This is a genomic window from Shewanella sp. HL-SH4 (assembly GCF_051164845.1).
GTDB classification, from domain to species: Bacteria; Pseudomonadota; Gammaproteobacteria; order Enterobacterales; family Shewanellaceae; genus Shewanella; species Shewanella glacialimarina.
On record NZ_CP195037.1, the window covers coordinates 3387670 to 3400268 of the forward strand.

10 protein-coding genes are annotated in these 12599 nt (G+C 42.4%); 3 read left to right on the forward strand and 7 right to left on the reverse strand.

Annotated elements, in window-relative coordinates; translation table 11 throughout:
• Positions 1 to 56: 56 nt before the first annotated feature.
• From ACRWQL_RS15915 to ACRWQL_RS15940, 6 genes are read right to left on the reverse strand one after another with little or no spacing between them, the layout of a single operon-like run.
• On the reverse strand, positions 57 to 1682 hold the full coding sequence (locus ACRWQL_RS15915; RefSeq protein WP_434950989.1) for a BatD family protein: 1626 nt from the start codon (positions 1680 to 1682) through the stop codon (positions 57 to 59).
• A complete protein-coding gene (locus ACRWQL_RS15920; protein ID WP_434950991.1) occupies positions 1676 to 3820 on the reverse strand; it encodes a VWA domain-containing protein in 2145 nt (714 codons plus the stop codon). Before ACRWQL_RS15920 ends, ACRWQL_RS15915 begins: the two co-directional genes overlap by 7 nt.
• Positions 3817 to 4821, reverse strand: a complete 1005-nt coding sequence (locus tag ACRWQL_RS15925) for a vWA domain-containing protein (RefSeq protein WP_434950993.1) — start codon at positions 4819 to 4821, stop codon at positions 3817 to 3819. Before ACRWQL_RS15925 ends, ACRWQL_RS15920 begins: the two co-directional genes overlap by 4 nt.
• Positions 4815 to 5390, reverse strand: coding sequence for a DUF4381 domain-containing protein (locus ACRWQL_RS15930; RefSeq protein ID WP_434950995.1), 576 nt, complete (start codon positions 5388 to 5390; stop codon positions 4815 to 4817). The genes ACRWQL_RS15925 and ACRWQL_RS15930 overlap by 7 nt, the downstream gene beginning before the upstream one ends.
• Entirely contained in the window at positions 5391 to 6326 is a 936-nt protein-coding gene (locus ACRWQL_RS15935; protein WP_226414247.1) for a DUF58 domain-containing protein, read from the reverse strand. It abuts the gene before it with no gap.
• A gap of 3 nt (positions 6327 to 6329) precedes the next feature.
• Complete coding sequence (locus ACRWQL_RS15940) at positions 6330 to 7286, reverse strand: AAA family ATPase (protein WP_434950997.1); 957 nt, start codon at positions 7284 to 7286, stop codon at positions 6330 to 6332.
• A gap of 335 nt (positions 7287 to 7621) precedes the next feature.
• Here ACRWQL_RS15940 and fadI point away from each other — a divergent pair, with 335 nt between their 5' ends.
• The 3 genes from fadI (at position 7622) to ACRWQL_RS15955 (ending at position 11574) form a co-directional block, all read left to right on the forward strand.
• Positions 7622 to 8932 (forward strand): acetyl-CoA C-acyltransferase FadI, encoded by a 1311-nt coding sequence (gene fadI, locus ACRWQL_RS15945; RefSeq protein WP_434950999.1) that lies wholly within the window; start codon positions 7622 to 7624, stop codon positions 8930 to 8932.
• 5 nt (positions 8933 to 8937) lie between these two features.
• Complete coding sequence (gene fadJ / locus ACRWQL_RS15950; protein ID WP_434951001.1) at positions 8938 to 11064, forward strand: fatty acid oxidation complex subunit alpha FadJ; 2127 nt, start codon at positions 8938 to 8940, stop codon at positions 11062 to 11064.
• Between the two features lie 330 nt (positions 11065 to 11394).
• On the forward strand, positions 11395 to 11574 hold the full coding sequence (locus tag ACRWQL_RS15955; RefSeq protein WP_434953405.1) for a hypothetical protein: 180 nt from the start codon (positions 11395 to 11397) through the stop codon (positions 11572 to 11574).
• A gap of 318 nt (positions 11575 to 11892) precedes the next feature.
• Here ACRWQL_RS15955 and ACRWQL_RS15960 read toward each other — a convergent pair whose 3' ends face one another.
• Positions 11893 to 12492: a hypothetical protein gene (locus ACRWQL_RS15960; protein WP_434951003.1), complete on the reverse strand. Its 600-nt coding sequence runs from the start codon at positions 12490 to 12492 to the stop codon at positions 11893 to 11895.
• Positions 12493 to 12599: the final 107 nt, after the last annotated feature.

The window sequence follows — 12599 nt, forward strand, 5'->3', positions numbered from 1 at the left end:
TAACACCTCCCTTTTATGCTATTTCATAAAAGGGAGCACAACCCATTTGATAGGCCTTAAGGATTCAGTTTAACTATGATTGAATCCGTCTGTTTATTGCTATTAGGTTGATATGATTGGATTGCATCAATAAGCTGTTTTTTATTCACAGGGGTTGTATGTTGGCTGTAGCGGCCGGATTGCAAAACGCTAATTGCTTGTGAAAGTAATTCAGAAAGCTGACTAATTTCCGCCAAAGTGACTTTACGCTTCAATATCGCTGAAAAATACTGTTGCAGCGTGCTTATCACATCGCTGACATTATTACGATCGCAGGCATCCACTATGGCTGCTAAGTTAGCCATATTCGTTGTCGGACGTGCGGTGATTGTTGTGTCACGGGCCTGATTTTGATGACTTCGGCCTGCGGCTTTTCGCCATAACACTAAAGTGATTAACCATAGTGCTGCAAATAATCCGGTCAACCATGGCCAGTAATCCGCGCTATTGTTAGATTGAGCTTGGGGCGAAATCAGTAGTGCATTATCGGCCATTTGCCCTGCGATAACGGTAATGGTTTTGGCAGGTAAAATGGCATATTCCTGCTGCTTTAATTGAATATTCCACCAAGGTACTTTTATTTCTGGCAGGGTATAAGTGCCCGGTTTAGTAGGTACCATAGCGGCAGTTAAGCTGTATTGCGAAATCACTTGTCCATCACGAATACCCGTTTGGCGTAACGGCTTCTCAGGATAAATCTTCATTCCTTCTGTTGCAGGCATTGCCAGCTCGGGGAGGCTATGTTCATCAACATTAATGGCAATTAAGCTGATGGTTCGAGTAATGGGGCTGCCTGCTTCAAAGGTGGTTTTATCATCGGGCCATACTTCGCGTAAGGACACTAAATCACTCACTAACCACTCACCTTGATAACTCGGTGGGTAGCTATTTATTTGAATCACTTTCCGCTCGGCTTCAGTTTGCATCGGAATGCTTTCATTAAAACCAAACATGCCGCCACGGTTTTGTGTTTCAATTAATACATCACCAGAAAAAGTTGCACCGTTAATAATAATTTCACCAGGTAAGCCTGCAACAATACCGTAGTTGCGCTCAATCACTCTAAAGCGGCGACCATTGACGATTTCAGTGCTGTCGGTATCTTCACCAATTTGTTTTATTTGTGCACCTTGGACGACAGGGGCACCCAGTACACCGCGTTGCAATTCTACGGCTAAATAGAGTTTTACCTTGTAGTTAATTAACTGACCAACGTAGGCTTCATCAACATTAGTGCTGACTTCAATATACAAATTTTGAGATTCTTGGGGCTGACTTCCTGCTGGGTTAACCTGCAGGGTAATTGGCGATGAACTTACTCCGCCGATAGTGAACGCTGGAATAGTCACCTTACCGGTATATTTAGGTGATAACAGCACTTGCCATCGAGTTTCTTTGGTGGTGCTGAAGTTTATCATTTGAGTACTTCTGCCCACACTTGTGCGACCAACAATAAAGTTATCCAGTAATGAAGATGTATCTAATGCGCCGGCATTGAGATCGTCATCGGCGCTGATGTTCAACACAAAGTATTCACCTTCACTCACCGGATTTTTGTCGATACTGGCTTCTACTTGAGTGATCGCCATAACCGAAGGGGCCAAAACAATAAGTATTAGGCTTAATAAAATTCGAATTACCACTGTTCTTTTTCCTTGACCTGTTGACGACGTTTTTGATATTCCAATTGCATTTTATTGCGGATCAATACTTGTGGATCCTCATTTATTGCTCTTAATGCTCTTTCCATATCTTCTGGCAATGGTTGTTGGCCTATCGTTGTTGGGCTAATAACCTGATTTATAGGCTTGCCATCCTCATCTAATGTTTCTTCTAAAGGTGTTGCTGAAGTCGTTGGCTGATTTGATAGCTGAGTATTTTTAGCATCCGTACTTTTAGCATCCGTACTTTGCTCAGCACTTAGTTCAGTATTGGCTTGCATACTGGCTTCATTACTTGGCGCAGGTTCATCTTCCGCGGTTGAGTTTTCTGAAGAGCCTGATTTAGACTGAGCGTTATCGGCATTTTCTTCTGCTTGATCATTAGGCTTATCATTGGGTTGACTGCCAGATGATTGTTGCTGATTTTCGTCTTGGCTATCTTCAGATTGTTGTTTGTCAGGTGTTTCATTGCTTTTAGATTGATTATCCTGCTCAGCATTCTCAGGCTGCTTGCCTTGTTGGTCCTGGTTAGACTGATCAGAATCTGAGCTTGAATCTTGAGAGTCTTGTTGCTGATCATTTGGTTGACTGCTGTTTTGCTGGTCCTGATTTTGTTGCTGATTTTGTTGACTGTTCTGCTCGCTATTTTGATCATTTTGTTGTTGATCTTTATCCTGCGAGTCATTTTTCTGCTCACCATTTTGATCGCTATCTTGTTTATTTTGCTGTGACTGTTGTTCAAGTAATTCTTGTGCTAAGGCTAGATTTTCGTCTGCCTCAATAAAATCAGCTCGTAATCCTAAAGCTTGTTGGTAGCGCTTAATAGCTTCAGGTAAATTGCCTAACTGCATTAAACTATTGGCTTGGTTATATAAGCCTTCGGCGCTATTGTCTAATTCAAAACCTTCAAGCGCTTGTTGGTAATTTCCTGCCTTATAATGGGCGCTAGCCTGCCAATTAGGTTGACTGAAATTTGCCGCCGCTTTGGCATACTCTTCTTTATCAAAAGCCTGCTGGGCTTGTTGATCCGCTGTCAGCCATAAGTCATCCCAAATATTGGCCTGTACAGGCTTGCTATAGCCAGTACTGAAGGCTAACAAACCCATTAGTCCAGCTAAAGGTAGCCAGGCAGTTGGTAACATAAGGTTAGCTAGCACACCGTGTTTAAAGCTTAATAACACAGGTAGCAATAATAATAGTGCTAAATAAGGACCTAAATCTTGCCATGATTCACCTTCAAGTTCAGTGGCTTTTGCTTGGCCATCTTCAGCAAGCCATTGAATGAGTTGTTTGATATCGCTGCCATCTGACTGCGCTGCAATTAACACTCCTGAACCTTGTTTAGCCAGTTTTTGCAGCAAGTTAATATCGGTTTTAGCGACCACCACTTCATTGCTGCTATCGCGCATTAATTGGCCATCAGATAGCTTTATAGGGGCACCGGTTTTACTGCCAAAGGCTAATATTGATAAACGGTAGCGGCTATTTTTTAATTCATCATATACCTGGTTAAATTGCTGATCTGAAACCCCATCTGTCATTAGAATAATATCACCAGTAATATGGCCGCCCTGGGCTAAAAGCTGCTGTGCTAATGTGATGGCTGAGGATAAATTTGAGCCTCTTACAGGCATAATATCCGGTGATAATGTGGGCAAGAGGTTCAACAAAGTGCCATTGTCACGGGTCAAAGGGCTAATGGTAAAAGCATCACCCGCGTAGGCAATTAAGCCCGTTTCGCCTTCTTTTATTTCAGACAGTAAATCCGTCGCGCGAAAGCGAGCGTGGGATAATCTATTTGGAGTCAGATCGGTCGCGTACATAGAGTAAGACATGTCCATAATCAACACTCTACCTTGATCCGTCGCAAATACAGGTAAATTTTGTTTGCTGATAGCAGGGCCAGCTAATGCTAATACTGCAACAATCCAACAAAATGCCAGTAACCCCTTAGGTTTATTGCTTTGTTCGGCACTGTCGCTGATCAGCATGCGGGTTAGATGCGGCGCAATATACTCTTTCCAAGCAGATTGTTGCTGATGACGGCGCCAAAATAGCAAGCTTAATAAAATAAGCGGCACTAAACCTAATAGCCACTCTGGGCGGATAAAGTGAATCATTCTATTTTGCCCCCACGCTTAAATGAAGGTAATACCAGACCAGCTTGAAAGTGTTGCTGGGCACTAATTAAGATACTGAGCAATAAAGACATTAATAAAGGCCAATAGAATAATTCTTTCTTCGGGCGATAACTTAATTGATCGCGGCTAACCGGCTCTAATGTATCTATGGTCTGATAAATTTTTGCCAGATCTTCACTGTTTCTAGCGCGAAAATACTGCCCATTGGTCATATCGGCTAGCTTTTGTAACTGAGTTTCGTCTAAATCCATTGATGGGTTAATGCGCTCTTTACCAAAAATAGTACGGCGCTCAAGTAACTCGGCGCCAACACCTACGGTATAAATAGTAATGTTTCTTTTTGCAGCTATTTCTGCTGCCATTTCGGGTTCAATATTACCAGCATTGTTTGAACCGTCAGTTAACAACACCAGCACCCGATTACTTTCATCAACCATTTCAAATCGTTTTACCGCTAATGCGATGGCTTCGCCAATAGCCGTTTGTTTGCCGACTAAACCAATTTGTGCATCGGTTAAAAACTTTGCCACCGAGCGTCTATCTTGGGTCAGTGGCGCTTGTAAATAAGCGTGATCAGCAAATAATATTAATCCGAGGCGATCGCCTTTGCGACGTTCAATAAAGTCGGCTAACACATGCTGAATTAAGGTGAAACGGTCGACGATTTTGCCATCAATCACCATGTCTTCAATTTGCATACTGCCTGATAAATCAACAGCCATCATTAAATCACGACCTTTGGACGGTAACTCAATCGGCTCGCCCAGCCATTGGGGCCTTGCTACTGCACACAATAAACATACCCACATTAGCCAATATAATTTGCGTGAGCGTTTTACCGTTTGTTGGCTTTGGTTTTTGATGGCGTGACCAACACCGGGAAGTTGCAGGTGTCCACCTTGGTCGACGATTTTTGTTTGTCTAAAAAATAACGGCAATGGCAATAAAATAAACACCAAAGGCCAAGTGACACTTAACATGCAGCCTCCTGTTTATGCTGTTTATCAGTATCTTGAATACTGACAGGCTCAAACGGATGTTTATTGGCTAGCCACAGACTCGCCAGCATTAATAACTGCTGATTATCTTCAAGTGTGAGCCCTTTAGCCTGGTGGCGTTTGACTAATAACGTACCTATAAGATGCTGTTTGGTTTTTGGTAAACGTTGATCTAGCCAATTAAACCAAGGTTGACCATTTAAATGTGCCAGTGATTGCCTTGGCAAATAGGTCATTGCGGTTCGTTTTAGTAAGCTATTAACCTCTGAAGCAAAGTCATCTGCTGTACTGTCCATTGATTGTAATATTTTCAGAGCGGTTTTTCGGGGCGCGTGATAACGACGTTGCTTGAGAATTTTACCAATCATCCAGCTCAGTATTAGGATAGATAGCACAAGTAATAGCCAATATCCTGGTGCGATTGGCATAGATGAAACCATGTTAGGCAATAAAATGTCATGCATTTGAGCTAAAGGCGAAACACCTTGGTTAGCCACCGCGGCAGGTGCGGCTGCCGACGCTATGATTGAGTTAATTAAAATAGGTAACATTTAGCGTAATAATTCCAATTGTTCACTCAGTGGTTTACCTGCATCGATAAACTTAGGTTGTACATTAAGTTGCTTCATTAATTGCACAAAGCCTTGTTGGGCAACTTGCTGCTCTACTAACCATTTTTGATAGCTGTCGCGGGTTAATGTTAATTGCTGCTTGCCATCACGTACCGGAAAAGCAAACTGCTTAGGCAAATTCAGTGTCCCCTGGCGAAGCGGATCTGTTATTACAAATGCACCGATATCACAGTGACGTTTTAGCTGTGTTAGCGGCGCAAGGCATTGCGGACTGAAATGGTGACCATCGGTAATGATCCATACTAAAGAGCCCGGTTTTGCTATCCGCTGTAATCGCTGGCAAGCTTTGAACATATGTTCGGGGTCTTGCGGCAAATTATCAAATTGATTGAGCTGTTTTTGATGCACATCAATTAAACCTGATGACAGTTGTAACATGCCTTGTCTACGGCTACGGGGCTTGAGCTCTAAATGGGTTGTTTCACTGGCAATTAATGCACCGAGTTTATCACCATGCTTTACCGCACTCCAGGCTATGGTTGTGGCCACGTGGGCAGCCTGAACCGCTTGTAATAATAATTGTGAACCAAAATATAAACTGTGGCTTAAATCGACTAGTAATAGGATAGGGCGTTCGCGTTCTTCAATAAACAATTTGGTGTGAGCCACGCCAGTACGCGCGGTAACTCGCCAGTCAATAGAGCGCACATCATCACCATTTTGATAATGACGTACCTCAGCAAACTCCATACCGCGGCCCTTGACTAAACTTGCCCTATGACCAGCCATAGCCGCTTTTGTGCGTGTTTTACGGTCAGCTACAACATGCGACAAGCTTTGGCAGGCAATTAACTCCTGCTCGTTCAAGTTTATGCCATCACTAAATAACGGCAGTGATAATTCTGCTGTGCTCATTGCTTAAGGTACTGCTACTTGAGACAAAATTGTGTCAATAACGCGATCTGCTGTTATGCCTTCGGCTTGCGCTTGATAGCTTAACAATAGACGGTGACGTAGCACATTAGGCGCGACGGCTTGAATATCTTCTGGTGATACATAATCACGGCCATAAAGCCAAGCTCTTGCACGGGCGCAGCGTTCTAATGAAATAGTGGCACGTGGACTAACGCCATACTCTAACCATTTAGCCAATTCAGGGCTGTATCGTTCAGGCTGACGGGTTGCCATAACGATTTCAACAATGTATTGCTCAAGGGGGTCAGCAAGGTAAATTTCTAGTGCTTGATCCCGTGCGGCAAATACATCGGCCTGCGCAACAGGCTCAGTTGTCGGCAGTTGATGACTAATCGCTTCTTTACGTGACTGACGTAAAATAAGGCACTCAGTTTCTGCATTTGGGTAATCCAGATTAATGTGCATTAAGAAACGATCTAACTGGGCTTCGGGTAATGGATAAGTCCCTTCATTTTCTAACGGGTTTTGGGTTGCCATCACTAAAAACAGTTTTGGTAAAGGGTAACTGGTTTTACCTACCGTGACTTGACCTTCTGCCATGGCTTCTAATAAGGCTGATTGCACCTTAGCCGGGGCGCGATTTATTTCATCAGCTAGAATCAAGTTATGAAAAATAGGACCTGCTTCAAATTCAAATGTGCCAGTTTGCTGGCGATAAATGTCAGTACCGGTTAAATCTGCTGGCAATAAATCTGGTGTAAATTGAATACGATGAAACTCACCTTCAACCCCATCACACAGAGCTTTAACTGCGCGGGTTTTAGCTAGGCCTGGAGGGCCTTCAACCAGTAAGTGACCATTAGCTACTAAGGCAATTAAAAGATTTTCAGTCAACACAGGTTGACCTAAAATAATAGTGTCGAGATAAGTTCTTAAAGAATGAAATCGGCTTAAAGGCATACGGTTACTCAATCATTTGCTAATAACATAAACACAATGCGCCTTATGTTATGAATTCTATATGGATTTAGCTAGTAGGATTAACAGATTTTAACCCTTAATGAAACCAATAAGCGCAATAAGGTACACTAAGAATATTTTTGTTGTTAATAGCTAAAGTCAGTCACGGCAGATATAGTGCTATTGCAAGATATATCTAAACAGGTGTTTAAAACCAGTAAATAAAAAGTTAGAATCAAATCACACTTTGATGGTCTGACCACTCTGGTCGGGCGAAACGGATATTAACAACTTGAGCTTGTGTCGCCAGGTTAACTATAAAAAGAGGGTGAAAAATGAGTGATAGACAACAGGTAACAAATGCCCGCGGAGAGCGTATTGCAATCGTCGCCGGCTTAAGAACGCCTTTTGCAAAGCAGGCTACCGCATTCCATGGCGTATCAGCATTAGATATGGGCAAAATGGTAGTTAATGAGTTGTTGTCTCGCTCAGAATTAGATCCCAAAACCATTGAACAATTAGTCTATGGTCAAGTTGTTCAAATGCCAGCCGCGCCAAACATTGCCCGTGAAATCGTACTAGGCACCGGTATGGATGTCTCTACTGATGCTTACAGTGTTACCCGCGCGTGTGCGACATCTTTTCAATCAGCGGTTAACGTTGCTGAATCAATCATGACCGGTAACATTGAAATTGGTATTGCTGGTGGTGCCGATTCTTCATCTGTACTGCCCATTGGCGTGTCTAAAAAACTCGCTCACGCATTAGTTGACCTTAACAAAGCGCGTACTTTTCAGCAAAAATTTGCCATTATGCGCCGCTTAGGTTTGAAAGATTTAATGCCTGTACCGCCAGCCGTAGCAGAGTATTCAACCGGTTTATCTATGGGACAAACCGCGGAACAGATGGCTAAGACCTATGGCATTAGCCGTGCAGATCAAGATGCGTTGGCTCACCGTTCGCACACATTAGCAACTCAAACTTGGAACTCAGGCGTGTTGCAGCAAGAAGTGATGGCGGCGCATATTCCACCTTATAAGCAGTTTATCGACCGTGATAACAATATCCGTGAAGATTCAGTACTTGAGTCTTACGCCAAGCTTCGTCCAGCTTTTGACCGTAAACACGGTACTGTGACCGCGGCTAACAGTACGCCATTAACCGATGGCGCATCAGCAATCATCTTAATGAGTGAAGGCCGAGCTAAAGCGCTTGGGTATCAGCCTATTGGTTACATTAAAAGTTACGCCTTTACTGCGATTGACGTTTGGCAAGATATGTTAATGGGTCCGTCATATGCCACACCGTTAGCGCTGAAACGCGCTGGTATGGAATTAGAAGATTTAACTTTAGTTGAAATGCATGAAGCATTTGCTGCCCAAACGCTTGCCAATATGCAGATGTTTGGTTCGAAGAAGTTTGCTCAAGAGAAGTTAGGTCGTAATCGCGCAATTGGCGAAATCGATATGAGTAAATTTAACGTGCTAGGTGGCTCATTAGCTTATGGTCATCCTTTTGCGGCAACCGGAACTCGTTTAATTACCCAAGTATGTCAAGAACTTAAGCGCCGTGGTGGTGGAACTGGTTTGGCAACGGCGTGTGCCGCGGGTGGTTTAGGTGCTGCAATGATCGTGGAAGTGGAGTAATTACAATGGAAAAGACATTTAATTTACAACGTCGTGATGACGGCATCGCTATTTTGACTATGGATGTTCCTGGCGAAACCATGAACACCTTAAAAGCCGAGTTTGGTGCTGAGATTTCAGAAATTCTCATCGAAATAAAAACCGATGCTAGCATTAAAGGCTTAGTCGTTGTTTCTGGCAAAAAAGATTCATTTGTTGCCGGTGCTGATATCAGTATGTTGGCCGCTTGTAAAAGTGAACAAGATGCAAAAGACTTATCACAGCAAGGGCATGTGGTATTTAATGATCTAGAAGGTTTGACTATTCCGGTTGTTGCTGCGATAAACGGCGCGTGTTTAGGCGGTGGTTTAGAGCTGGCTTTAGCGTGTCATTTACGTGTCTGTAGCGATGATAGTAAAACCGTACTTGGTGTACCTGAAGTGCAGTTAGGTTTATTACCCGGTGGTGGCGGTACGCAACGTTTACCTCGTTTAGTGGGCGTAGCAACCGCCTTAGATTTAATGTTGACCGGTAAGCAAGTTCGTCCTAAACAAGCATTAAAAATGGGTTTAGTGAATGATGTGGTACCTAACTCAATTTTGCTTGCTACCGCAATTGAGCTTGCTAAAAAAGGTAAAAGCGCTGCCAAACCGATTAAGCAGTCAAAGCTAAATCAATTTTTAGAGTCAACCTCATTTACCCGTGACATCATGTTTGATCAAGCGCGTAAACAAGTCGAAAAGAAAACAGCCGGTAATTACCCTGCGCCTACAAAAATTATTGACTGTGTTCGCCAGGGCTTAAATAAAGGTATGGCAAAAGGCTTAGAAATTGAAGCGACTCATTTTGCTAATTTAGTAATGTCCAAAGAGTCAGCTGCACTGCGCAGTATTTTCTTTGCTACCACCGAAATGAAAAAAGAAACCGGTGCTGAAGGTGCTGAGCCTCGCATCGTTAAAAAAGCCATGGTGTTAGGTGGCGGTTTAATGGGCGGCGGTATTGCTTCTGTCACCACAACTAAAGCTAAAATACCGGTACGGGTCAAAGATATTTCAGAGCAAGGGTTAAGCAATGCTTTAGCTTATGCCTATAAGCTGTTAGATAAAGGTGTTAAGCGCCGTCATATGACGCCGGCTGCCCGTGACAATGTAATGTCTCTTATGACAACGACCACTGATTATAAAGGTATTAAAGATGCTGATATCGTCGTTGAAGCTGTATTTGAAGACTTAGCATTAAAGCATCAAATGGTTAAGGATGTTGAGCGTGAATGTGGTGAAAATACTATTTTTGCTTCTAACACTTCATCATTACCTATTAGTCAAATCGCTGCCGCTGCCGCGCGTCCTGAAAATGTGATTGGTTTGCATTATTTCTCACCGGTTGAAAAAATGCCGTTAGTGGAAGTGATTGCCCACAAGACCACTTCACCTGAAACTATCGCCACTACTGTAGCATTTGCCCGTAAGCAAGGTAAAACACCTATTGTGGTTCAAGATGGGGCGGGATTTTACGTCAATCGTATTCTTGCGCTTTACATGAATGAGGCCGCGCAATTATTACTTGAAGGTCAGCGAATTGAACATCTTGACCGTTCATTAATTAAGTTTGGTTTTCCCGTCGGCCCAATGACTTTATTAGATGAAGTGGGCATTGATGTTGGGGCTAAAATATCGCCTATTTTAGAAAAAGAGTTGGGGGCGCGTTTTTCAGCACCAGCGGCATTTGATAAGTTACTTGCCGATGATCGTAAAGGACGTAAAAACGGCAAAGGTTTTTACCAATATGGCCCTAAAGCGAAAAAAGCCAAGTTGGTTGATGAATCGGTTTATGGCGTATTAGGTATTAAAGCTTCATCTGATAAAGAAGCAAAAGAAGTTGCCGAGCGCTGTACTATTCAAATGCTTAACGAAGCGGTTCGTTGCTTAGAAGAAGGCATTATTGCTAACGCAAGAGATGGTGATATTGGTGCTATTTTTGGTATTGGTTTCCCACCATTTTTAGGCGGTCCTTTCCGTTATATTGATTCATTAGGGCCTAAAAACCTGGTTGATACCTTAAATCGTTATCAGAAACTTTATGGTGATCGTTTCGCTCCCTGTGAAATGCTAAAAAATATGGCAACTGAAGGAACTCATTTTCATACGAACTGATGAATGCTGAGTCACTAGATTTAGTTGAGATTAAAAAAGCGGCAATCATTTGCCGCTTTTTATTACCTTGCCGGAATACTTTTGCCTGAATTTTAATCGAAGTGAGTGGTGCTTTAGGCTATAATGCGGTTAGTTTGTAATCTTTTAGTATTATTAAGATGTATCAATTTGGACGAAACTAAAGGCAGTTTTAATAATACAGATAACCTAGGCTGAAAATGGAATGCTGCTGTGCAGTGTTTTTAGCCATTATTATGATGGAATGCAGTTAACTGAAGATATAAAGAGGTTTCAGTGATTTTTCAATTAGATTGGTTATTACTCGCTTTATTGTTTGTACTGAGTAGCGTTTTTCTTGGCTTCTCTGCTTATTATGCAGGTTTAGCGGTTAAACGTTGGGCATTGGTTGGCGTGGTTTTAGGGCCTGTGGCATACCCATTATTCACTACTCATAAGCATTTAGCTTATCGTAAAGTTGAAGGTTTAGGCGCCCATAGAGCGAGTTTTTGAGGCTTAGTGCGTACATAAAATATGTTGGCCTGATGAATTAGATAAAAGAATTGGCTAGATGATTTCGCAACAGATGATTATTTAGATTGATAAAGGAGCCTGTAAATCATTATCTGCATGTTTAATAAAAGCAAATGTCTAAACAACAAAAAAGGAGCTCGCAGCTCCTTTTTTATTAATACCCGCTTAGTTATTTCCACCAGGCTTTGGCTTGAGTCACTTCTAAACGCTCTAAGCCTGCAGGCAATTTAACTTTCTTACGAGCTGGTTTAGCTAAACCCAATGCAATTTTTAATGAATTAAACATAGTTATATTCCTTATGCAGTCTGAGTGTCTAGTACTTTGATTGCTGGTAATGCCGCAGTTTGCGTGTCTAGTACTTTGATTGCTGGTAATGCCGCAGTTTGCGTGTCTAGTACTTTGATTGCGGGTAATGCCGCAGTTTGCGTGTCTAGTACTTTGATTGCTGGTAATGCCGCAGTTTGCGTGTCTAGTACTTTGATTGCGGGTAATGCCGCAGTTTGCGTGTCTAGTACTTTGATTGCTGGTAATGCCGCAGTTTGCGTGTCTAGTACTTTGATTGCTGGTAATGCCGCAGTTTGCGTGTCTAGTACTTTGATTGCTGGTAATGCCGCAGTTTGCGTGTCTAGTACTTTGATTGCGGGTAATGCCGCAGTTTGCGTGTCTAGTACTTTGATTGCAGGTAATGCCGCAGTTTGAGTGTCTAGTACTTTGATTGCGGGTAATGCCGCAGTTTGCGTGTCTAGTACTTTGATTGCGGGTAATGCCGCAGTTTGAGTGTCTAGTACTTTGATTGCTGGTAAGGCAGCAGTATGAGAATCTAGAGTTTTAGTCTGCACAGTTGTATTAACCGATAGTATTGATAAAACAGATAGTGCAATTATTCCTTTAATCATTTTAGTCTCTCTTGGCTCAGGGTTATTATTAAATTGTTATTTTTGACAACTAACGATTTAATAGCAGTTCTTGTGCCAATGTTGATTAAAGGTATGATATTTGTTTT